General features: G+C 62.1%; 20 protein-coding genes, 1 tRNA gene, 2 pseudogenes and 1 riboswitch. Of the genes and pseudogenes, 12 read left to right on the forward strand and 11 right to left on the reverse strand.

Annotated elements, in window-relative coordinates:
• Positions 1–1,838: pseudogene (locus VW35_RS16340) on the reverse strand (hypothetical protein); the annotation flags it as partial.
• A gap of 172 nt (positions 1,839–2,010) precedes the next feature.
• Between VW35_RS16340 and VW35_RS16345 the strand changes: the two are divergent.
• From VW35_RS16345 to VW35_RS16360, 4 genes are all read left to right on the forward strand, one after another.
• Entirely contained in the window at positions 2,011–2,682 is a 672-nt protein-coding gene (locus VW35_RS16345) for a response regulator (RefSeq protein WP_046144174.1), read from the forward strand.
• Positions 2,683–2,745: 63 nt separating this feature from the next.
• Positions 2,746–3,144: a VOC family protein gene (locus VW35_RS16350; RefSeq protein WP_046144195.1), complete on the forward strand. Its 399-nt coding sequence runs from the start codon at positions 2,746–2,748 to the stop codon at positions 3,142–3,144.
• 125 nt (positions 3,145–3,269) lie between these two features.
• Positions 3,270–4,196 (forward strand): sulfite exporter TauE/SafE family protein, encoded by a 927-nt coding sequence (locus tag VW35_RS16355; protein ID WP_046144175.1) that lies wholly within the window; start codon positions 3,270–3,272, stop codon positions 4,194–4,196.
• 8 nt (positions 4,197–4,204) lie between these two features.
• Positions 4,205–4,954: a TIGR02186 family protein gene (locus VW35_RS16360; protein ID WP_161796932.1), complete on the forward strand. Its 750-nt coding sequence runs from the start codon at positions 4,205–4,207 to the stop codon at positions 4,952–4,954.
• Here VW35_RS16360 and pdeM read toward each other — a convergent pair.
• Together pdeM and VW35_RS16370 are read right to left on the reverse strand one after the other, a co-directional pair.
• Positions 4,951–5,616 (reverse strand): ligase-associated DNA damage response endonuclease PdeM, encoded by a 666-nt coding sequence (gene pdeM / locus VW35_RS16365; protein ID WP_046144177.1) that lies wholly within the window; start codon positions 5,614–5,616, stop codon positions 4,951–4,953. The two genes, VW35_RS16360 and pdeM, sit on opposite strands and share 4 nt — an antisense overlap.
• 22 nt (positions 5,617–5,638) lie before the next feature.
• Entirely contained in the window at positions 5,639–8,173 is a 2,535-nt protein-coding gene (locus VW35_RS16370) for a ligase-associated DNA damage response DEXH box helicase (protein ID WP_046144178.1), read from the reverse strand.
• 47 nt (positions 8,174–8,220) lie between these two features.
• Here VW35_RS16370 and VW35_RS16375 point away from each other — a divergent pair, with 47 nt between their 5' ends.
• Genes VW35_RS16375 through VW35_RS16385 form a run of 3 tightly spaced genes read left to right on the forward strand, consistent with a single transcriptional unit; the run spans position 8,221 to position 9,416 of the window.
• Positions 8,221–8,508, forward strand: coding sequence for a DUF6460 domain-containing protein (locus VW35_RS16375; RefSeq protein ID WP_046144179.1), 288 nt, complete (start codon positions 8,221–8,223; stop codon positions 8,506–8,508).
• Positions 8,508–9,182 carry a nucleoside/nucleotide kinase family protein gene (locus VW35_RS16380; RefSeq protein ID WP_052951807.1) on the forward strand — a complete coding sequence of 225 codons (675 nt, stop codon included), beginning with the start codon at positions 8,508–8,510 and terminating at the stop codon, positions 9,180–9,182. The genes VW35_RS16375 and VW35_RS16380 overlap by 1 nt, the downstream gene beginning before the upstream one ends.
• Before the next feature lie 33 nt (positions 9,183–9,215).
• Positions 9,216–9,416, forward strand: a complete 201-nt coding sequence (locus VW35_RS16385) for a hypothetical protein (RefSeq protein ID WP_046144180.1) — start codon at positions 9,216–9,218, stop codon at positions 9,414–9,416.
• On the opposite strand, the gene VW35_RS16390 is transcribed toward VW35_RS16385, so the two are convergent.
• Positions 9,413–10,525, reverse strand: a complete 1,113-nt coding sequence (locus VW35_RS16390) for a quinone-dependent dihydroorotate dehydrogenase (protein ID WP_052951808.1) — start codon at positions 10,523–10,525, stop codon at positions 9,413–9,415. The two genes, VW35_RS16385 and VW35_RS16390, sit on opposite strands and share 4 nt — an antisense overlap.
• Positions 10,522–10,878 carry a DUF952 domain-containing protein gene (locus VW35_RS16395; protein WP_046144181.1) on the reverse strand — a complete coding sequence of 119 codons (357 nt, stop codon included), beginning with the start codon at positions 10,876–10,878 and terminating at the stop codon, positions 10,522–10,524. The genes VW35_RS16390 and VW35_RS16395 overlap by 4 nt, the downstream gene beginning before the upstream one ends.
• Positions 10,879–11,008: 130 nt before the next feature.
• Here VW35_RS16395 and VW35_RS16400 point away from each other — a divergent pair, with 130 nt between their 5' ends.
• Complete coding sequence (locus VW35_RS16400) at positions 11,009–11,653, forward strand: S24 family peptidase (RefSeq protein ID WP_046144182.1); 645 nt, start codon at positions 11,009–11,011, stop codon at positions 11,651–11,653.
• 52 nt (positions 11,654–11,705) lie between these two features.
• On the opposite strand, the gene VW35_RS16405 is transcribed toward VW35_RS16400, so the two are convergent.
• Together VW35_RS16405 and VW35_RS16410 are read right to left on the reverse strand one after the other, a co-directional pair.
• On the reverse strand, positions 11,706–12,734 hold the full coding sequence (locus VW35_RS16405) for a sensor histidine kinase (RefSeq protein WP_052951809.1): 1,029 nt from the start codon (positions 12,732–12,734) through the stop codon (positions 11,706–11,708).
• Positions 12,735–12,867: 133 nt separating this feature from the next.
• Entirely contained in the window at positions 12,868–14,511 is a 1,644-nt protein-coding gene (locus VW35_RS16410; protein ID WP_046144199.1) for a lysine--tRNA ligase, read from the reverse strand.
• A gap of 144 nt (positions 14,512–14,655) precedes the next feature.
• Here VW35_RS16410 and VW35_RS16415 point away from each other — a divergent pair, with 144 nt between their 5' ends.
• Complete coding sequence (locus VW35_RS16415) at positions 14,656–15,069, forward strand: tellurite resistance TerB family protein (protein WP_046144183.1); 414 nt, start codon at positions 14,656–14,658, stop codon at positions 15,067–15,069.
• Positions 15,070–15,150: 81 nt separating this feature from the next.
• On the opposite strand, the gene VW35_RS16420 is transcribed toward VW35_RS16415, so the two are convergent.
• Entirely contained in the window at positions 15,151–16,029 is an 879-nt protein-coding gene (locus VW35_RS16420) for a transporter substrate-binding domain-containing protein (protein ID WP_046144184.1), read from the reverse strand.
• A gap of 92 nt (positions 16,030–16,121) precedes the next feature.
• A complete protein-coding gene (gene metZ, locus VW35_RS16425; protein ID WP_046144185.1) occupies positions 16,122–17,330 on the reverse strand; it encodes an O-succinylhomoserine sulfhydrylase in 1,209 nt (402 codons plus the stop codon).
• A 38-nt stretch (positions 17,331–17,368) separates the two neighbouring features.
• Positions 17,369–17,444: riboswitch (SAM riboswitch) on the reverse strand.
• 159 nt (positions 17,445–17,603) lie between these two features.
• On the opposite strand from metZ, the gene VW35_RS16430 reads away from it, so the two are divergent.
• The gene (locus tag VW35_RS16430) at positions 17,604–18,710 is read left to right on the forward strand and encodes a 2'-deoxycytidine 5'-triphosphate deaminase (protein WP_083982934.1); all 1,107 of its coding nucleotides are present in this window, start codon (positions 17,604–17,606) and stop codon (positions 18,708–18,710) included.
• 113 nt (positions 18,711–18,823) lie between these two features.
• Here the strand turns inward: VW35_RS16430 and VW35_RS16435 are convergent, their stop codons facing one another.
• Positions 18,824–19,849 carry an HD-GYP domain-containing protein gene (locus VW35_RS16435; protein ID WP_052951811.1) on the reverse strand — a complete coding sequence of 342 codons (1,026 nt, stop codon included), beginning with the start codon at positions 19,847–19,849 and terminating at the stop codon, positions 18,824–18,826.
• 474 nt (positions 19,850–20,323) lie between these two features.
• Complete coding sequence (locus VW35_RS21645; RefSeq protein ID WP_161796933.1) at positions 20,324–20,491, reverse strand: hypothetical protein; 168 nt, start codon at positions 20,489–20,491, stop codon at positions 20,324–20,326.
• Between the two features lie 176 nt (positions 20,492–20,667).
• Between VW35_RS21645 and VW35_RS16440 the strand changes: the two genes are divergently transcribed.
• Both VW35_RS16440 and VW35_RS22330 read left to right on the forward strand, forming a co-directional pair.
• Positions 20,668–20,741 (forward strand) — tRNA-Gly (locus tag VW35_RS16440).
• A gap of 133 nt (positions 20,742–20,874) precedes the next feature.
• Positions 20,875–21,066, forward strand: a pseudogene (locus VW35_RS22330) (DUF6538 domain-containing protein); the annotation flags it as partial.
• Positions 21,067–21,081 lie beyond the last annotated feature (15 nt).

A 21,081-nucleotide genomic window follows, 5' to 3' on the forward strand; every position in this document is an offset into this window, starting at 1 on the left:
ACGGCTGCCTTTGGCGCAACCGAGGCCGCCGGTGGCGGCGCGGCCGGCGCAGGCGCGGCCGGGCGGGCCCGCGGCGGCTCGGCAAAGCCGCGATCGATCAGGGGGGTATCATCGCCCGGATTGGACGGCATGACATCGTTGCGGGCCTGAGCGTTGAGGCTCGACAGGATGGAATCGAGACGGGAGGGTTGGATGTCGTCTTCATCATCGACGACCTGAGCCTGACGCGGCGCGGCCGGCGCGGGCGCAGCTGCGGCAGTTCGGTTGGCAAGCGTTGCTTCGAGCCGGGCGAGCCGCTCGGCCGTATCCTTGCCGGCGGTATTGAACACCGCCATCATGCGCTTTTCGAGCGCGTCAAAACCTTCGGGATTGAGGGCGCCGATGGGCGTGCCCGCCTTGGCAAAGGCTGCCGAGGTTTTTTCGGCCACGAGGGTCGCGATGGTTTCGGCGTCCGCGGTCTTGCTGACGGAACGGACAAGGCTCGAAATGCGATCTTCGATGGTCTTGAGGCTTTCCGGGCCAAACATGGCGACGGGCGCCGGCGCCTTGCGGCTGACGGCATCGCTGGTGCGTTCGGCGACCATGGTCGCAAGGGATTCAAAATCCTGCTTGCCATTGCCATCGTGATAGAGACGGGCGAGGCCATCGAGCTGTTCGCCGGCTTCATCCATGCGCGCCATGAGGCGCTTGAGCTGTCCTTCGACGACGCTGGTATCGGCCGGGCCAACCTTGTGGCTCAGTTCTTCGATCTGGCTTTCGATCCGCATGAAGCGCGGCTCCATGCCCTTGATCACGGCCTGCTGGAGCGAGGCGATATCGTTCTTGAGCGCCAGGACGTCGGCATTGCCGCCATCGGCGCCCTGAAGGCTTTGAGCGAGCGCGTCGACGCGGGCGACGAGCACATCGGGGCTGCCGGACATGTCGCGCATCGCCTGGGTGATGGCGGCCATCTCATTGGTCAGCCGCTCGAAGTCGCCGGCGGAGACGCTCATATTGCGCTCGATGGCGTCTATGCGATCATAGACGCTGCGGACATTGGCCTCGATCGACTGCATGGCCGGTTCGAGCTTGGCGATCGACTTGCTGGAGCCCTTGGGCGCAGCCTCGACGCGATCATCGCGGATGATCTCGCGCTCCATCTGCTGGGCCTGGAGCTCGGCGAGCTTGGCAACGGTGGCGGAGACATCGTCGAGGCGGGCATTGACTGCCGACAGATCGACGCGCGGGGCCTGCTCCATCATTGCCCCGAGGGCGGCGATCTGGGATTCGAGGCGCTTGACCTGGCCGGTTTCACCGACCGCGCCAGCGAGAAGTTCGACGACCTGAGTGAGCTGTTCGACCTGGGAGGCGACTTCGCGCACTTCGGCCGAGCCGCTGCGCACGCCGCGCAACTGGCCTTCAAGGCGCCCGAGACGATCGCCGATGCCCGATACGAGGCCGATCAGTTCGCGGAACTCGGGCATATCCGAGGGGCGGCGATCGATGGCGGAAATGGTCGATGGCCCCTGGCGGCTGCGAATTTCATCGATCGCGGCGCGCAGGTCGTCTTCGCCGTCTTGGCGCTCATCCTGGTTGCTGAAGCGATCAACGGCGCGCTTGACGGTCTTGAGCGCCTCGCGGCGGCGCGAGGCGGTATCGGGAGCACTGACCTGGTCGCGCAGGTGCCGGACACGATGGGAGAGGCCATTGAGCCCGCCATTGCCCGATTGCGCCGGTCCGAAGCGGCTTTCGACCTGGTCGAGCAAGGCAACGAGTTCGCCGCGCAAAGCCTGCCAGTCTCCGGCGCCGGCATCCAATGCTGCGTCTGCGTAGTCTGATTGTGGATAGGCGCGGGCCATGGGCAGTCCCTGTCAATTCCGCCGCGTGCGAGACGATTCAGCACGAAGGTCTAAAGGCCACTCTTGAGAAAACATGGTAAAGAACCCGTTAAGGATTGCTGCAATATGCAAGTGCGGCCCCTTCAAATCGGTGGTTTTCTGCGCTTTCGGCCCTATCGGAGTATTTTCACGTATGACTCGCCGCCGCATCATCATCGTCGATGACCACCCTCTTTTCCGGGCGGCGCTGCGCCAGACACTGGCCGGCGGCGATGCAACGGTCAGCGTCGAGGAATCGGGGGATCTCAATCAGCTGAGCGCTTCGCTCGAAGCGGATCGGGAATGCGACCTCGTGCTGCTCGATCTCAACATGCCCGGCGTGCGCGGCTTTTCCGGCCTCCTGCTGGTGCGGGCGCAATATCCCGATATTCCGGTGATGATCATTTCGGCGGTCGAGGATTCAACCGTCGTGCGCCGCGCGCTCGAACTTGGCGCCGCCGGATATCTCCATAAGTCCGAAGGGCCGACGGAAATCCGCCGCGCGATCGAGACGGTGCTGGCCGGAGAAGTCTTCGTGCCCAAGGACGCAACGCTTGGCGGAGACGATGAACAATCGGCGCTGATGAAGCGGCTCTCGACGCTGACGCCACAGCAGGTGCGCGTGCTGATGATGCTCAGCGATGGATTGATGAACAAGCAGATCGCCTATGAGCTTTCGATTTCGGAGGCGACGGTCAAGGCCCACGTTTCGGCAATTCTGCAAAAGCTCGATGTCGACAGCCGCACTCAGGCCGTGATCGCCGCTGCACGGATCGAGGACGGTCAGTTCGAAGCGCTCTTTGCGACCGGCGCGGAAAAAGCCTAAACGACCGGAACGAACCGGCGAGCCTTTGCGCTAACTGGTCAGACTGGCGGCAAAGGGATGGCCATGAAGCCCAAGATTTCCATCATCACCATCGGCGTCGACGACCTCGAACGCGCTTTCGTCTTTTACAAAGCGCTGTTCGATATTCCGGACGAGCAGATCGGGGCGGGCGAAGATCATGTCGCCTTCTTTCTCGATGATGATTTTTCTTTCGTGCTGTTCCCGCGCGAGCAGATCGCCGAAACCGCGGGCAAGCCAGAAGCGCTCGAGGGCACGCCGGGCTTCGTGCTTAGCCACCGCGCCGAGATGGCCGAAGAGGTCGATGCCATCCTCGAACAGGTGCTGATTGCCGGCGGCTCGATCATTACCCCCGGCACGGAATCGGAATGGGGCTATTCGGCCTATTTCGAAGATACCGAGGGCAATATCTGGGAGCTGATGGCGATGCCGGTGGCGAACTAGACGCGCGACCGGCGAAATTTCGACTTTGATACAATTTCGTCGCGTTTTTCCGGAACCTTGACCACTTGTTGACGGTCTAGACCTTAGCTTCGGCTCCAAACACCACACCGACGGGACCAAGGGTCTTGCAGATCTATCTGCCGATCGCCGAGCTTTCCGTAAACCTCTTCTTTCTCGTGGGGATCGGAGGGGCCGTCGGCTTTTTGTCGGGTCTGTTCGGCGTTGGCGGTGGTTTCCTGCTGACGCCGCTGCTGATCTTTTCGGGCGTGCCGACCTCGGTGGCGGTGGCGTCGGTGACGGGTCAGGTGGTTGCCGCATCGACCTCGGGGGCCCTCAGCCACTATCGGCGCGGGGGCATAGACCTCCATCTCGCCATGTATCTCATTCTTTCGGGCATCCTTGGCGCCTTTGGCGGCGTCGCCGCATTTTCGATCCTGCGCGCCAATGGCCAGCTCGACCTCGTGATTGCCGTGGGCTTTGTCGTGCTGCTTGGCTTTGTCGGCACGCTGATGCTGCAGGAATCGGTGCGGGCCATTCTCAAGACGCGCAAGGGCGTCGTGGTTCGCGAGCGCCTGCCCAACCAGCATAGCTGGATCCATGGCCTGCCCTGGCGCGTGCGCTTCAAGAAAAGCCGGCTCTATATCAGCGTTCTGCCCGTGCTGGTGATCGGCCTCTTCATCGGCTTTGTCGGCTCGCTCCTCGGCATCGGTGGCGGCTTCGTCATGGTGCCGGCGCTCGTCTATCTTCTGCGCGTGCCGGGCAATGTCGTGATTGGCACCTCGCTCATGCAGGTCGTCGCGATGATGGCGGCAACAACAGTGATGCACGCGGTGCAGAGCCAGAGCGTCGACATTCTCCTTGCCTTCTGCCTGATGGTCGGCGGCACGGCCGGGGCCCAGTTCGGCGCCGCCGCCGGGCAGCATTTGCGCGGGGAACAGCTTCGCGGCCTGCTCGCCATCCTGGTGCTGGCCGTCGCCATCCGCTTCGGCCTTTCCCTGGTCATGACGCCGAGCGACGTTTATTCGATGGCCGTCACGAGCGCTGTGCGATGAGAAGGCTGGTGCTCCTGGTCCTGGCCTTTCTCCTGCCGGTTCTGCCGGCCGGAGCCGAGCGCCTGATCTCCGGCATTTCCAACGACACGATCCAGATCACGTCGAGCTTTTCGGGTGAGCGCCTGACCTTTTTCGGCACGATCGCCCCGGAGGCCGGATCGACCGAACGGACCGTCGACGGGCCCTTCGACGTGGTCATCGCCATTGTCGGGCCGACCCAGGACCGGGTGGCACGCGAGAAGACCAATAATTTCGGCATCTGGCTCAATACCGAGCAGGTCGAGTTCAAGCGCTTCCCGAGTTACTTCCATGTCCTTTCGAGCCGGCGCCTTATCGAGATCGCCGACATCAACCTACTTAATGCCAATTTCATCCTCCCCGAAGCCCATGCCATGATCCCCAATGCGGCCGGCTTCATGAAGACGCTGATCTTCGGGCGCGAGTTGATCCGCCTCATGTCCCAGGATGGCTTGTTCGGCGTGCAGGAAAACGGCGTGCAGTTTTTGTCCGACACGTTCTATTCAGCGCAATTGACCTTGCCGAGCAGTGCGCCGCCAGGGCCCTATATCGCCCAGACCTACCTTTTCAAGAATGGCGAGATCGTCGCGCGAAAGTCGGAAGGCTTTGCCGTGCGCAAAATCGATTTCGAGCGCTTCCTCGCCCAATCGGCAACGCAATATCCGCTTTTCTACGGCCTCGCCTGCGTTGTGCTGGCGCTTTTCACCGGCTGGCTCGGCGGCGTGCTGTTCCGCCGCTAGCCGCGGACGAGACGTTTGGGCGAGACCGGATAGGTCCTGTCCCGGCCAAGCATGGTTACTTCCACCGAAGCCCAGTTGAGAAGGCCCATGAAGACGGGCGAGAGGATGTTGAGCGCGCCGGTGGAGCTGCCATAGGCGGGCAGGATCAGCACGCGATTGTCGTGAACGAAGCAGGCGCTGCGCGCCGTCCGGCCTTCCATGGCAATGCGCGCAGCAGGATGAAGATGCCCGGCAACGAGGCCCGCTCGGCCCTTTTTCGGCTCATGCGACAGCGTCAAACCATCGAGTTCGAGCTCGTCGCAGCAGAGCCCACCGATGGCGTGGGGGGCCGGATCATGATTGCCCGAGAGCCAGGTGCATTCGACCGCTTCGACGATGGTATCGAGCCGCAGTCGTTCAGCGGCGCCAAGCAAGGCACTGGAATCGGCGCGATGGAACGTATCGCCCAGCGAGATGAGCTTCCTGGCGCCGGTGCGCCTGAGGTCGGCCTCGAGCCGCATCAGCGTCATGCCGGTATCGTAGGGCGGCAGCATCTGGCCGCGGCGGGCAAAGCTCGCCATCTTTTCAAAGTGCAGGTCGGCAACCAGCAGAGTCTGCCGGGCATGCCAGTAAAGGCCCCCGGACGGCAGCGGTTCAAAGTTGTGGCCGGCGAAGCGCAGCAAGGGCGTTTCCGTGTAGTCGGCTTTAGAAAGGGGTGCGGTCAACTTCGCCCATGGATTCGCGCAGGAGTTCTTCTGCTGCGTCTGCCATAGCTGATTCGCGCGCTTCCCCGAAAATGGGTTCCCGGCCGATATCGAGCATGACCGGCACGGCGAGCGGTGAAATCTGCGTGAGGGGCTTATGGACGATATGGGATTTGACACGCGCCAGCATCTGCCCCAGCCGCTCGATGTCGAGAAGCCCGCGCGCTGCGTCGTGCCGCGTCGCCTCGATCAGGATGTGGTCGGGTTCGTGCTGGTAAAGCACGTCATAGATGATGTCCGAACTCATGGTGATCTGGCGTCCGGTCTTTTCCTTGCCCGGATGGCGCCGCTCGATAAGCCCGGCAATGATCGCGCAATTGCGGAAGGTGCGCTTCATCAGCGCCGATTCATCGAGCCAGGATTCAAGATCATCGCCGAGCATGTCCTCGTCGAAGAGTTCATCGAGCGACAGGCGCCCGGTGCGGATGAGGCCCGAGAGATCGCCGAGCCCCCAGATGCCAAGGGAATATTCCGAAGCAACGAAGCCGAGGGGCCGTGCGCGCATGCGTTCGAGCCGGCGCGTGAGCAGCATGCCGAGCGTCTGGTGGGCGAGCCGGCCTTCGAACGGGTAGCAAACGAGAAAATGCTGGCTGCCGCGCGGGAAGGTTTCAACCAGAAGGCTGTTGCGATCCGGAACGACCGAGAGATCGCGCTGGAGCCGCAGCCAGTCGCTCACCTGATCGGGCAGTTTGTGCCAATCTTGGGGCGAATCCATGATGCGGCGAACGCGCTCGGCAAGATAGGTTGAAAGCGGAAACCGGCCGCCGGCATAGGATGGGACTTTCGGGTCCTTGGAAAAGGCGCGCGACACAAAGGCCTCATTGTCCTTGATACCTTCGAAGGCGACGATCTCACCGCCGAAGATGAAGGTGTCGCCGACGGTCAAGGTGCCGAAAAAGTATTCTTCCATTTCGCCAAGGACACGGCCGCCGGCGCCGATCGGACCTGTCGTGCGTCCATGCTTTTGCTCCTTGGAGCGGATGAGGCGCACGCGCACCATGGGCTCTTCGATGATCGTGCCGATATTGAGCCGGTATTGCTGGGCAACCGAGGGGTGGGAAAGCCGCCAGGTGCCGTCGGGATTTTGCTTGAGCCGTGCATAGCGTTCATAGGCGCGGAGCGCGTAGCCGCCCGTCGCGACGAAATCGAGCACCCGATCGAACTTCTTGCGCGTCAGTTCGCGATAGGGCCAGGCGCGGATGACCTCCTCATAAAGATCATCGGCGAGAAAAGGCGCGGCGCAGGCCATGCCGAGTACGTGCTGGGCGAGGACATCATAGCCGCCCGGATGGGGATCCTCGCTATCCTGGTGGCTTTCGGACACGGCTTCAACCGCGGCTTCGCATTCGAGCACTTCGAAGCGATTGGAGGGCACGAGCAGCGCCTGGGAGGGCTCGTCGAGCCGGTGGTTGGCGCGGCCGATGCGCTGCAGCATGCGCGAAGAGCCCTTGGGCGCGCCGATCTGAATGACGAGATCGACATCGCCCCAATCGATGCCAAGATCGAGCGTCGAGGTACAGACGACTGCCTTGAGCCGGCCATCGGCCATCGCCGCTTCGACCTTGCGCCGCTGCTCGACCGAGAGCGAACCGTGGTGAAGCGCGATGGGAAGCATCTCGTCGTTGATGTCCCAAAGACCCTGGAACAGCATCTCGGCCTGGGAGCGCGTATTGACAAAGAGCAGCGTCGTCTTGTGGCGCTTGATCGTTTCATAGAGTTCGTGATGGGCGTAATTGGCCGAGTGGCCAGCCCAGGGGAGGCGCTCCTCGGTTTGGAGAATGGCCAGCTCGGGCGCGGCCCCGCCGGTCATGCGCAAGAGTTCGGTCGGACGATCCGGGTTCGGGCGCGCGATCCAATCGCGCAGGAGATCGGGGCGCGCCACGGTGGCCGAGAGCGCGGTGATGCGCATCTGAGGGGAGAGCCGGGCAAGGCGCGCGAGGCCGAGGGACAAAAGATCGCCGCGCTTGTTGGTGACGAGCGCATGAAGCTCGTCGAGCACCACGCGGCGCAGCGTGCCGAACATCAGGTCTGCATGCGGGTGGGATATCAGCAGGGCCAGCTGCTCAGGCGTCGTCAGCAGGATATGCGGCGGCTTGGTGCGCTGGCGGGCGCGCTTGCTGGCCGAGGTGTCGCCTGTACGGGCTTCGACGCTGATCGGCAGGCGCATGTCCTCGATCGGATCGGAAAGGTTGCGATGGACGTCGACCGCCAGGGCCTTGAGGGGAGAAATATAAAGCGTGTGCAGCCCCTCGAACTTGCCGTCGACGAGTTCGGTGAGGCTCGGCAGAAATCCGGCCATGGTCTTGCCGGCGCCGGTGGGGGCGATCAGCAGCTGGCTGGCCCCGGACTGGTAGCTCGCCAACACATCGAGCTGGTGCTGGCGCGGGGACCAGCCGCGGGCGGAAAACCAGTTGGCGATGACGGGGGGGAGGCTGGTGGCCGCAAAAGTTGACAACTGGCACCTACTGCAAATCATGAGCAAGACTATATGATGGTCTCAACACTGCCAAACGGAGCCCGCCGATGACAGAAGACAGCCGACCCGCCTCCCGTTCCGGTCTCGAGCGCCTTTTGGGTGACCGGCCCGGGTCCCTGGTCATCAAGCTCGTCTTGATTTCGCTGCTCGTCGGCTTCGTCATGTCGGTGTTTGGGTTCGATGCGGCCGATCTCGTGCGGGGCGCCGCCGATGCCCTTCGCGATGCGCTGCGCGATGGTGGTGCGGTCTTCCGGCAGCTTGGCGGCTATATCGCAACCGGCGCCGCGATCGTTCTGCCGATCTGGCTGATCCTGCGCCTTTTGAAGAGGCGCTGATGCTCAAAGGGCGTCTCAAGCTTACCCCGATCGGTGCGCTGACCGAAATGACCTTTCTCGCCCAGGAGCTGGCCGAAAAGGCCGGCACCCGGCGGATCGCCATCGGCATTGCCGGTGGCCCCGGGGTCGGCAAGTCGACGCTGGCGGCCGAGCTCGTCGAAGCCCTCAATCAGACGACGCCCGGCGAGGCGGCTCTCGTGCCGATGGACGGCTTTCACATGAAGCACGCAAAGCTCGAGGCCATGGGGCAGACCGACTACAAGGGCGCGCCCCATACCTTCGAGGGCGAGGCCTTTGTCGCCTTTCTCAAGGCGCTCAAGGCAGCGACCGGGCCGATGAGCGGGCCGGGCTATTCGCGCAAGATCGAAGACACGGTCGAGGACGCATTTACCGTGGCGCCTCAGGCCAAAATCCTCGTCGTCGAGGGCAATTACCTGCTTCTGCCGGAGGCGCCGTGGGATGGTGTCAAACCGCTCCTCGATTTCTGCGCCTTCATCGCCGTGCCGCGCGATCTCGTCGAAGCGCGGCTCTTGAAGCGTCACGCAGCGGAAGGGCTTTTTACCGAAGAGCGCAACCGCGCTCATATCGCCCGCAACGACCTGCCCAATTTCGATCGCGTCATGGGCTCACAGGATCGTGCCGATGTGATCATCGAACTGGACACCGTGGCCTAGCAGCAGCATCTGCGTGCCGATGAGGAAGCCGAAATGAAGACTACCTCCCTGGTGCTCGCCATTCTTTTGGGTGCGGCGATGGTGGCCGGCGCCATCCTACTGCGACCAAGCGCCTTTCGCGAATGCGTCGGCGTGATTTCAAGCGAGATCGTTCGCCAGGACCTGACCGTCACCCTCGATCCGCGCGATGTCGAAGCGCGGGCCGCGCGCGTCTGTTCCGGCGCGGACGGCTAGGCCGCTTCGCCGTCGCCGCGCGCCCAGGCATCGGTTTTGGCGCCGACCAGCTGGGAGATATTGGTCTTGCCTGCGGCCCGCACGCCGGCGACAAGTCCGCGCTTGATGCGATCGAGAAGATCGAGGCCACCGAAAACCAGCGCCGAATAAAGCTGGATCGCATTGGCGCCGGCTTCGATCTTGGCCAGCGCGGTTTGCGGCGAATGGATGCCACCGACGCCGACGATCGGCAGGGCGCCCACCCGCTGACGCATCTGGGCCAGGCGCTGCGTCGACAGGGAAAAGAGCGGCTTGCCCGAAAGTCCGCCTGTTTCGCCGGCGTTTTCGAGGCCGGCGACGGGATCGCGCGAAATCGTCGTGTTGGAAACGATGAGCCCATCGAGATCGGTCGCAAGCACCACGCGGGCAATTGCATCCATCGCCGCCTCATCGAGATCCGGCGCGATCTTGAGCAATACCGGGACACGCGTCTTCGCCTTGGCCCGCGCCGTCAGCACGGCATCGAGCAGGCGCGTCAGAGCTTCGTCGGCCTGCAGATTGCGGAGGCCGGGCGTATTGGGCGAGGAGATATTGACTGTCAGGTAGTCGGCGAGATCGGCAAAGCGTTTGACGCCCAGAACGTAGTCGGCGACGAAATCTTCGCTGTCCTTGTTGGCGCCGATATTGACGCCAAGCGCGGCCGGCACGCGCAGGCCTTCGAGCCGCGCAAAGGCGGCCTCGTGGCCTTCATTGTTGAACCCCATGCGATTGATGACGCCATCTGCCTCGGTCACGCGGAAAAGCCGGGGCTTTGGATTGCCGGTCTGCGGACGTGGAGTGACCGTGCCGATCTCGACCATGCCGAAACCCATCAGCGCCAGCGGGCGCGGCACTTCGGCATTCTTGTCGAAGCCGGCGGCCATGCCGACGGGATTTTTGAGTTCGAGGCCGCAAAGACTGGTCGCAAGCTCGGCCGGATCGCGATGCTCCTGCTGCGGCGCAAGCCCGAGGCGCAGGGCGGTGATCGTCGCGCCATGGGCGGTCTCCGCGTCCATGCGCAGGAGCGCATCGCGGGTGAGATTGGCAAGGCCGGCATTGCGCAGAAGCGGAGACAGGGCGGAAAAGATCATCGAACGCCCTCGGGCAAGGTACACGAACCGTCCTCGGCAACACTGATCGACTCTTGCCAGACAATCGCGCTTGTCAGGAGCGGCCCGCCATAGAGATGGGGAAAAAGATCGCCACCCCGCGAAGGCTCCCAAACCAGCTGATCGCCCAGCTCATCGGTCCGGACCGCCAGCAGCACGAGGCCGGACTGGCCGGCAAAATGCAGCCGAAGCGTCTCGCGCAGCTGTGCCGCGGTCGAAAAATGCATAAAGCCATCCTCGGCATCGATCGGCATGCCGTGGAATTGGCCTGATTGACGGGCTGGCGCAAAGGCCGAGGCCGTGGTGATTTTGTAGATCAGCTCGGGTGTCGACATGGCGCGAACCTAGTCGGGCAGCCGATGGACGGCAAGCACGATCAGAACGAGACTTTACATGGAGGAGAGCCGCCGCTAGTCTAGGACTAATTTCCTTGACTATGACCCCAGTCCTGCAGACGGCCATATCATGCTTTCACACCGCTCCCTCTGGGAGGGCATAGACGCACTGGCCCAGCGCCATGGCCATTCGGTCTCGGCGCTCGCCAAGATTGCCGGGCTCGACGCCACCGCGTTCAATGTCTCCAAGCGCGTCAGCAAGGACGGGCGGGAGCGTTGGCCCTCGACGGAAAGTATCGCCAAGGTGCTCGAGGCCACGGGCGAAACCATGGACAGCTTCCTTGCCGGCGGTACTTTCCTCCAGATGGGCGGCAATACCAATCGGGGGCCGCAGACCGTTCCGCTCCTCGGCTTGGCCCAGGCAGGCGTCGGCGGGTTTTTCGACAGCGCGGGCTTTCCTGCGGGACAAGGCTGGGATGAGGTCAGCCTCCCATCGCCCGACGATCCGGGGCTCTATGCCCTCGAAATCCAGGGCGACAGCATGTTGCCGCTTTATCGGGAGGGGGATCGCGTTGTCGTATCGCCCACCGAGCAGGTGCGCCGGGGCGACAGGGTTGTGGTCAAGACGCGCGAGGGCGAGGTTATGGCAAAAATCCTTTTCCGCCAGAGCGCCAAGCAAATCGAGCTGCATTCGCTCAATCCCGCCTATGAACCGCGCATCATCAATACCAGGGATATCGAATGGATCGCGCGTATCATCTGGGCGAGCCAATAAGGGGTCGGGCAAAGCATCGGCGCGCTCGCATCCTTGCCTTCAGGAAAGAGCGTTAGGCCGCCTTGTCTTGATGGTTCGATGGGAACACCAGTTCGACCAGGGCGCCATCGTCGCTGCGGAAGTCGAGCGTGCCGTTGAGATTGCGGGCAAAACTATAGAGTACCCTAAACCCCAGACGATCGCTGCCTGACGGATCAAATCCATGCGGAAAGCCGGGGCCATTGTCCCGCACCCTTAGCACGTTGCTGCCACCGCGCGGTGTCAGTTCGATGGCGAAACGGCCCGTACCATTGGAAAAGGCGTGCTTGAGCGCGTTCGTCGCCAGTTCCGAAACGACGAGCGACAGGGTAATCAAGCGATTGACATCGAGCTTCTCGATGCGGCTGACGATCGAAACATCGACGCGTTCGCGACCCGCTGAATCGAAAATGTCGCGAACCAGCTCGGCCAGGTAGGCGTCGAGCTGGAGGTCGCCATTGGTCGGATCGTAAAGCCGGCGATGGATGCGTGCCATGGATTCTAGACGGCTTGTCGCATCGTCAAAGACCGAGACCGGATCGGCTTGGCCGCGCGCCTTGCGCTTATGCATCGACAAAAGCGCGGAGATAAAGGCGATGTTGTTGGCCGTCCGGTGCTGCAGCTCGGCAAAAAGGGTCTTTTGCTGTTCGAGCAAGCCCGCGGTCCGCGCCTGCTCCTGAACCAACCTGCGCAGGGCACCATGCATGACATGGATGATGAAGATATCCGCGGTAAGGATGGCGACGAAAAACAGCACCGCGATGGCGCTCTGGCTCGTCAGCTCGAAGCTCGCGATTGGCGGAATGAACCAATACCAGGCCGACACCACTGACAGCACTGCAACAACGATGCCTGGGCCCGTGCCGCAGAAAAAGGCCGTCAGCAGCACCGCCGGGAAAAAGGTCAGATAGGGAAAGCCCACAGGAAGAGCATGGTCTACCGTAAACCGGAGCCAGAGGGCGATCAGGAAAGCGAGAAGCGCGATAGCATAGGCCTGGATGGGCCTGTTCCGTAGCCACTCGGCAGCTTGCAGAAGTCTGGCGCCGAGAACGAGTGCACTCACGAAAAACCCTCAGGGGTGCGAGCCCTCGATCACGCATGCCACACAATGCGGCCTTCGATAACGACAGCGGAGGACAAATGGTTCTCCGCCGTCGCAAATATTAACCTGCCGCATAGTCGACGGTAAAGGCAAGTCAGCCAAGCATTTTTCCGGCAAGCGCGTCCGCAATCAGGCGGCGGGTATTCTCGATGCCATAGAGCGCGACGAAGGAGCCGAAACGCGGCCCACGCTCCTGTCCGATCAGCACCTGATAGAGCATCTGGAAGAAATCGCCGGACACACCCGGTCCGCCAGTTGGACCCTTTTTGGTGTGATCCTGGTAGCGCTCGATATTGCGGGCGACGTCGAGCGCCGCGTTCTGAATGGTTTCATTGCCGGCATCGGCCGGCAGTGCGGCAAAAGCCTCCGAAAGCGCTTCGAGCGCGGTGCGCTCAACCTCGTCCGGGGCGCGATAGGTCTTCTTCACGAAATCGCGGAAGTAGCGCATGGCGTAGCCGACAAGCGCATCGAGGTGCGGATGGGTCTTGGCCGAAACCCCCGGCGCATAGGCCGAGATATAGCCCCACATGACTTCGGGCGTTTCCGGGTTGGAAGCCGTCGCCAGGTTGAGCAGCAGCGCGAAGGTCACCGGCATATCGATCTTCGGCACATTGCCGTAGTGCACATGGAAGGCCGGGTTCTCGATGCGCGCGGCAGCGTCCTGCTTCTCGTAGGCCGCGACATGGGCGACATATTCATCGACGGCACGCGGAATGACATCGAAATGCAGGCGCTTGGCGACGCGCGGCTTCTGGAACATGTAGAGCCCCAGGCTTTCCGTCGGCGCATAGGTCAGCCATTCGTCGATCGTCAGGCCATTGCCCTTCGACTTCGAAATCTTTTGCCCTTCGGCGTCGAGAAACAACTCGTAGACATAGTGCTCGGGCGGGGTGCCGCCGAGGATGGTGCAGATCTTGTCGTAGATATGCTGGTTGGTCTGGTGGTCCTTGCCGAACATTTCGAAATCGACGCCGAGCGCGGCCCAGCGCATGCCGAAGTCCGGCTTCCACTGCATCTTCACGTGGCCGCCAGTGACCGGCACGGTGGTATCGTTGCCGTCCTCGTCGGTAAAGGTGATCGTCCCGTCCTTGGCGTTCACTTCCTTCATCGGCACATAGAGAACCCGGCCGGAAATCGGCGAAATCGGCAGGAAAGGCGAATAGGTTGCCTGACGCTCGGCTCCGAGCGTCGGCAGCATCACGTCCATGATGTCCTGATAGCGCTCGGCGGCCCGCAACAGCACGGCGTCGAACTTGCCGGACTTATAGTAGTCCGTGGCGCTGGCAAATTCGTAGTCGAACCCGAAGGTATCGAGGAAACGGCGCAGCATGGCATTGTTGTGCTCGCCGAAGCTGCCATATTCGTTCGTCCAGGGATCAGGCACCGAGGTCAGCGGCTTTTGCAGATGCGGCTCCATGGCCTCCTTGGAGGGCACGGTGTCCGGAATCTTGCGCATGCCGTCGAGATCGTCGGAAAAGCAAACGAGCCGCGTCGGGATTTGGTCGCGCGTCAAAAGGCGAAAGGCAGTGCGCACCATGGTCGTGCGCGCCACTTCGCCAAACGTGCCGATATGCGGCAGGCCCGAGGGACCGTAGCCGGTCTCGAACAGGGCTTCGCCCTTGCCCGACTTTTCAAGCCGTTTGACGATCTTGCGCGCCTCTTCAAAGGGCCAGGCGCGAGCGGATTGCGCTGGCTCGAAAAAGGACGGGTCAAGAGCGGGCAATGCGGCGGGCGACACGGGCGGCAGCCTTTCCAAAAAACGAGAGAAAAAGACAAGAAGGGCGGTTTCGCATTCCCTTTGTCCTGCGTCAATGTCGCAGGTGGTTGCGCAAGCACGGTCTGCGTCCTAGGTCTTGAAGCTCAACTCAAACCGGAATGCGCCATGACGACCTCCGCCCACGACGCCCTCATCCAACTCATGCTCGTTGCCGCCTCTTCCGACAGCGCCGTGACGGAGCGGGAACTGCTGCGCATCCAGGGGCTGATCGAACGGCTGCCGGTGTTTCACGGCTTCGACAAGTCCCGCCTGCCGGAGGTCGCCAATAGCTGTGCGGAACTGCTGCATGGCGAGGATGGCCTTGATCGCGTCATCGACAACGCACTTGCCGCGCTGCCACGAAAGCTCGAGGACACCGCCTATGCACTCGCCGTCGAAGTGACCGCGGTCGACCTCCGCCTCGAACAGGAAGAATTGCGCTACCTCGAAATGCTGCGCGACAAGCTCAGCCTCGATCGCCTGACCACGGCAGCGATCGAAGTTGCGGCCCGGGCGCGTCACCGGCAGATGCCGAGCTAGGCTTCATACCGTCTTTGCCCAAGCATTTTAGGGGTCTTTCGAGACCGGGATCGAGTGCTGGCCTCGCACTGTAACCGAGAGTCAATAAAACCCAACCGGAAACCAGCGCAGGTAAAGTTCGTCGAGCGCGCCGTTTTCCTTGAGGCGCACCAGGGCCCAGTCGATGGCGTGACGCACCGCGTCATTGCCGGCTGGAACCGCGATGGTAAAACCTTCGCCGAAAAGATCGGGCCGGAAATAGGGCTCGCCGGCGAAGGCGCAGCAATCGAGATTGTCGTTGAGCCAGAAGGCGGCGCGCATGGCATCGCCGAAAAACGCGTCCGCCTCGCCGTCCCGCACGGCTTCGAGCGCCTGGATTTCCGTGACGAAGGACTCGACCGGTACGTCCGGCAGGTACCGCGCCATGAATTGCGCATGCGCACTGCCGCCACGCACGGCAACGGTCTTGCCCGCAAGGGATGCGGTCGAGAAATCCTCAGCGCCGTCGGCGCGCGTGACGAAGCGGCCTGGCAGCGCAAGGTAGATGGACGAAAAATCGAAGCGCTCGCCATTTTCGGGCGTCACGGCAAGCCCGGCAATCAGGGCGTCGCCCTGCGCATCGCCCAGGGCGTCGGCGGCCTGGTCCCAGGGCCACGCCTGCATGGTGCAGGCGACATTGATCTCGGTGCAGATGCGCTTGGCAAGATCGATATTGAAACCGATGAGTTCGCCATTGGCGTCGCGGAAATTGAAGGGCGGGAAATCGGCCGTCGTCAGGAAACGAATGGCCGGCACGGCGCCCTGCATGGGAAGGATTTCACGCGCATCCGGATCGGCATGGTTGGGCAGCGACTGGGCAAAGACGGGTGTCGCGAGTGAAAGGGCCAGAAACAGCCGGGACATTGCCTTGGCACGGCGCCGCAGGGCTCCCAGCCTCTTCTGCCCCAAGAAAGAGAGTGTCGCACGGTTGGCCTTGAGCAATCCCTGCCTCCATCTCGGTCGAGCACCGTCCCCCTTCTGGGAGGGTCTGGGAGGGAGAGCCGGTCTCGCACCAAACAGGTTGGCCATGGGACCTAGACCTGATCCAGCGCGAACATCAGGTCGGCGATCAGATCGTCCGGATCTTCAAGCCCGACCGAAAGACGGAGCAGGCCCGGCGTGACGCCGGTTTCCAGCCGGACCTCCTCGGTCAGGCGCGCATGCGTCGTCGTGCGCGGGTGGGTGATAAGCGATTTGGCGTCCCCGAGATTGTTGGAAATCAGGATCACCGCCAGGGAATCCGAAAGCGTAAAGGCTGCCTCCTGCCCGCCCTTGACGTCGAGCGCCAGGAGCGTCGAGCCGCGTGTCATCTGGCGCTTGGCAAGCTCATATCGCGGGTGGCTCTTGTGGTGCGGATAGATGACCCGGTTGATCTTGGGATGCGCGCCGAGCGCCTCGGCGACCTTTTCGGCGCTGTCGGTCATCTGCTTCACGCGCAGGGCATAAGTCTCGAGACCCTTGAGGAGCACCCAGGCGTTGAAGGCGCTGAGCGTCGCGCCGGTCTGGCGCAGGAAGGTATGAACGTCGCCCTCGATGAGCGCCTTCGACCCGAGGACAATGCCCCCGAGTACCCTGCCCTGCCCGTCGATATGCTTGGTCGCGGAATAGGTGACGAGATCGGCCCCGAGTTCGAGTGGCTTCTGATAGAGCGCGGTCGAAAACACGTTGTCGACGATGAGCTTGGCGCCATGAGCGTGGGCGATCTCGGCCACCGCCTTGATATCGACGAGTTCGAGCGTCGGATTGGTCGGGGTCTCGATGAAGACGACCTTGGTGTTGGGCTTCATGGCGCGGGCGAAATTTTCCGGATCGCGGCCATCGACGAGCGTCGATTCAACGCCGAACCGCGGCGCGTAATCTTCCACCACATAGCGGCAGCCGCCAAAGAGGGCTTGCGCGGCAACGATATGATCGCCGGCGCGTACTTGGCTCATCACCGCATTGGTGACCGCAGCCATGCCCGAAGCGAACGCCCGGCTCGCCTCCGCGCCTTCGATCAGCGCCATGCGTTCCTGGAACATGTCGACAGTTGGGTTGGCAAAGCGGGAATAGTTGTGTCCGCCGGGGATCTTGCCCTGGAACAAGAGTTCGGCATGCTCCGAGCTCGGATAGGAGTAGCCGGAATTGAGGAAGATGGCTTCGCTTGTTTCGTTGAAGGACGAGCGCTTGCCCCCGCCATGCACCATCTGCGTTGCCGCAGAATGCCGGGCCGGATCGAGCAGGGGATTTTTCTCTTTGGACATAGCCATCGCCTTCAAACAAAAAACCGGCACGCAAGGGCGGCCGGCTCCAAACGGTCTTTAGCAAGTTGTTTAAAGTGGCTGCAAGCGACCGGCCAAATCGCCACTAACCGGGACTAAACCGCAATTGTCCTGTGGCGTCAATCGCTGGGGTTAGTGGGGAAGATGGCTCAAACTTTCCCCTCGCCTCATTGCCCGGCTTGTCCGCGCAATCCATTCTTGGCAGAAGACAGTAGATCGCTTGGACTGGCCTGGCGATGACGGAGTTCAACGGCGTTGAGCACAACGAGCTGGCCGCAAGGCGTCTTTCCGGCGCGATTGATCGAGAAGCTGCACCGGCAGGGCGCTATCGTTTCCGCGCGCGCGTTCGACCCCGATCAGGTCCAGCCCGCCAGCCTTGATCTTCGCCTCGGCGACATCGCCTATCGCGTCCGCTCGAGCTTTTTGCCGGGGCCGGCGCATTCGATGGCCGAGCGGATCGAAGCGCTAAAACTCCATGAAATCGACCTGACGCGTGGCGCCGTGCTCGAGCGTGGCTGCGTTTATCTCGTGCCGCTGCAGGAAAGCCTGGCGCTACCGCCAGAGGTCAGCGCCTCTGCCAACCCCAAGAGCTCGACCGGCCGGCTCGATGTCTTTACCCGCGTCATCGGCGACCGGGCCCGCGGGTTCGATCAGATGCCGGCAGGCTATCAGGGCCCGCTTTATCTCGAAGTCAGTCCGCGCACGTTTCCCATCCTGGTGCGCACCGGATCGCGCCTCAGCCAGATGCGCTTTCGCTGCGGGGAAACGCGGCTCACCTCGGCCGAACACCAGGCGCTGCATGCCAGCGATACGCTCGTCGTCGGCGGCGACCTGCCGGTCGATGGCGGCGTGGCGCTCTCGATCGATCTTCTGGGGGAAGGCCGGGACGGGCTTATCGGCTTCCGCTCCAAGCGCCATACCGGCGTCGTCGATGTCGACAAGAAGGGCGCGCTGGACGTCCTCGATTTCTGGGAGCCGCTTTATAGCCGCGGCCGGCCGGAACTGACGCTCGACCCCGATGAATTCTACATCCTCGTCAGCCATGAAGCGGTGCATGTGCCGCCGAGTCATGCCGCCGAAATGGTGCCCTTCGATCCGCTGGTCGGCGAGTTCCGCGTTCATTATGCCGGTTTCTTCGACCCCGGCTTCGGCCATTCGCTGGCCGGTGGCACCGGAAGCCGTGCGGTTCTCGAAGTGCGCAGCCGCGAGGTGCCGTTTCTCCTCGGCCACGGGCAGATCATCGGGCGCCTGATCTATGAAAACCTCGCCGAGCGGCCCGAGCGCCTTTATGGCTCGGCGCTGGGCTCGAACTACCAGGCCCAGACCCTCAAGCTTTCCAAGCATTTCAAACCGTTTCCCTGACCGTATCGCATTGGCTGGTCACGGCTTGCATCCTCGCCGAGAGGATCGATCCTGGCGAGACACCCGGGGAAACGATCGCCAAGCCGATGCGCTGAGCGAAGGCTCACGGCGTTTCAATCGAGGCTACGCGCCAAAGCCCGCACCAGCGACAATTCGACCTTGCCCTCGCTCGCCATCTTGTTGAGTATGTCGAGCGCGTCGGCTGGGGACATTTCCCGCTTGTAAGGCCGGCGCTCGATCAACGCACTATAAACGTCGCAGACGGTCGTGATGCGCACGAGATCGCCGATCGACTTATCCATCAGCGCATAAGGATAGCCGCTGCCATCGAGATATTCATGGTGGCCGACGACGGCCGCCAGTTCATCCGTGCCCAGGATCCCCTGTTTGCTGAGAAACCGGAAGCCTCGATAGGGATGGGTCTTGATGATGGAAAATTCGTCATCCGTGAGCTTGCTCGGCTTGTCGAGCAGCGCGGTCGGGATCGTCGCCTTGCCCACATCGTGCAAAAGGCCGATGCGGGTGAGCCTGCGCACATCGTCTTCCGACATGCCGAGCTGCTGGCCGAAACGCGTCATCACCCCGGCAACGATCAGGCAATGCTGCAGCGTGCCCTGATGATGTTCGCGCACCGTCTGCAGCCAGCTTTCAAGCCCCGCACCATCGAGCGTCGACGCAATTTCGCCGCTCGCCTCCTCGACGGTTGGAATATTGATCGCTTCGTCCGTCAGCACGGCATCGAGAATATTGGCGAGCGAGGACGAAACGAGCGCTGCAACGCGCAAGCCGCCGTCGGAGGCCTGTGGGGCGGCGATGATTTCGGCCCGGAAGAATTCGCCGAGATCGAATTCGCTAAGCGGCCGGTTGCTGATTGAGGTGGCGCCAAGCACGCTCGCCCGCACCACCTCGACCCGGTGCGTCTTGTTGATGATGAAGAGCTTGGGCAGGCCGCGCGGCAAAAGGCCCATCAGTTCGGCAATGCGCTTGGCATTGCTCGTCACGTTGAGCGGGACATCGACGATGACGGCACTGGCGTCCGCTCCCAAGCCGGTAAAATCGGCATCGATATCGATCCAGATCGGATCGGCCGAGCTCAGGAGACCAAGAAGATTGGCCCGGCTTTCGGCCGAGCTGATCACCAGCGGCCGTGGACGGGGTCGCGCAAATTTCAAGTCACTGAAAGCAGGTTGGGCAGGCACGGCGTTGACCTTATCCCGTTCAGGGCCGTTTCGTTGTCACTTCGGTGATGTACAAACCTTCGCCGACGATCGCGATCGCCACTTCCGGCGGCAGGCCACTATCCCTGAAAATGGGAACAGTGTGGATATAGGTCCAATGTGATCGGTTAGGTCATTGAATAACCCCTCAATACTCAGATCGCGTTTGATCAACAACATGAAGCGCCTCCCATTCGTGACAATAGAGTACTCGTCGACCATTTAAAACATTGATACCGCCCAAACTCTTGCCCCAATTTTGATGACTTCGCGGGATTGCCGTCTGCTGGCGACGAGCCGCACGATGCGTGACATCTGGCCGGTGCTTTCGCTGCCGCCTGCAGCCGCCTTGAAGTGCTCGACAAGACCATCGAGGCGACCGGCCTGTGCTTCCGTCTACTCGATAGGGGCATTGGTCGCTTCAACGAGCGCAGCATTATGCAGGGTCATCCCGTCGCGCTGGCGCACGGCGTTGTTGACTTCCGTCAGCGACAGAACCTGATCCTTGTTGGCCCCCGCTACCCCATCCATGAGGCAATCCTTGCATAGAAGGGATAGATGCATGTCGGGCTCCGGCTTCCCGCAGAACCCGATCTTGCGTAGTTGATTAATTCAGCACCCGAACAAAGCGCGCTTTACGTTTCGCACCAATTGCGAACCTCTTCGCAGATTATCGCCGCCTCCGAGACCGGCTTGACGCTGACGCCGATTTCCAGCATCTAGGTTTGGCACCGGATAATGCGGGTGTAGCTCAATGGTAGAGCAGAAGCTTCCCAAGCTTACGACGAGGGTTCGATTCCCTTCACCCGCTCCAGCCCCGCCTAACTCCCGTTAAGATAAATATCTGAAATTACTACAAGAACGCGATGATGATCGCTTCGGCGGTTTGCCGTGCGCAATTTCTTGTGCCACAGGTGGTGCTACAAACTGTGATACGGCAATGATAAATGGCGCGCTTAATTGACCTTGATCGATACCTTAAGCGTCGCGGACAAAGCTGGACTTATTGCAGACGGGTACCTGCGGCTGTCGCAAGTCTTGACTCCAGGGCGCCTGTAATCCGGCAAGCCCTAGGCACGCGAGATTTGGCTGCGGCGCGGCGAGCAAGAGACGTTCTCGAAGAGGCAGACGACCAACGCTGGGCCGCTCTCATA

Origin of the sequence: Devosia soli (genome assembly GCF_000970455.1) — a bacterium.
Classification (GTDB): domain Bacteria; phylum Pseudomonadota; class Alphaproteobacteria; order Rhizobiales; family Devosiaceae; genus Devosia; species Devosia soli.

Coding starts and splice junctions, on each gene's coding strand:
- VW35_RS16345 (WP_046144174.1), top strand. CDS start 2,011: ATGACTCGCCGCCGCATCATCATCGTCGATGACCACCCTCTTTTCCGG.
- VW35_RS16350 (WP_046144195.1), top strand. CDS start 2,746: ATGAAGCCCAAGATTTCCATCATCACCATCGGCGTCGACGACCTCGAA.
- VW35_RS16370 (WP_046144178.1), bottom strand. CDS start 8,173: ATGATTTGCAGTAGGTGCCAGTTGTCAACTTTTGCGGCCACCAGCCTC.
- VW35_RS16375 (WP_046144179.1), top strand. CDS start 8,221: ATGACAGAAGACAGCCGACCCGCCTCCCGTTCCGGTCTCGAGCGCCTT.
- VW35_RS16380 (WP_052951807.1), top strand. CDS start 8,508: ATGCTCAAAGGGCGTCTCAAGCTTACCCCGATCGGTGCGCTGACCGAA.
- VW35_RS16385 (WP_046144180.1), top strand. CDS start 9,216: ATGAAGACTACCTCCCTGGTGCTCGCCATTCTTTTGGGTGCGGCGATG.
- VW35_RS16390 (WP_052951808.1), bottom strand. CDS start 10,525: ATGATCTTTTCCGCCCTGTCTCCGCTTCTGCGCAATGCCGGCCTTGCC.
- VW35_RS16395 (WP_046144181.1), bottom strand. CDS start 10,878: ATGTCGACACCCGAGCTGATCTACAAAATCACCACGGCCTCGGCCTTT.
- VW35_RS16400 (WP_046144182.1), top strand. CDS start 11,009: ATGCTTTCACACCGCTCCCTCTGGGAGGGCATAGACGCACTGGCCCAG.
- VW35_RS16415 (WP_046144183.1), top strand. CDS start 14,656: ATGACGACCTCCGCCCACGACGCCCTCATCCAACTCATGCTCGTTGCC.
- metZ (WP_046144185.1), bottom strand. CDS start 17,330: ATGTCCAAAGAGAAAAATCCCCTGCTCGATCCGGCCCGGCATTCTGCG.
- VW35_RS21645 (WP_161796933.1), bottom strand. CDS start 20,491: ATGCATCTATCCCTTCTATGCAAGGATTGCCTCATGGATGGGGTAGCG.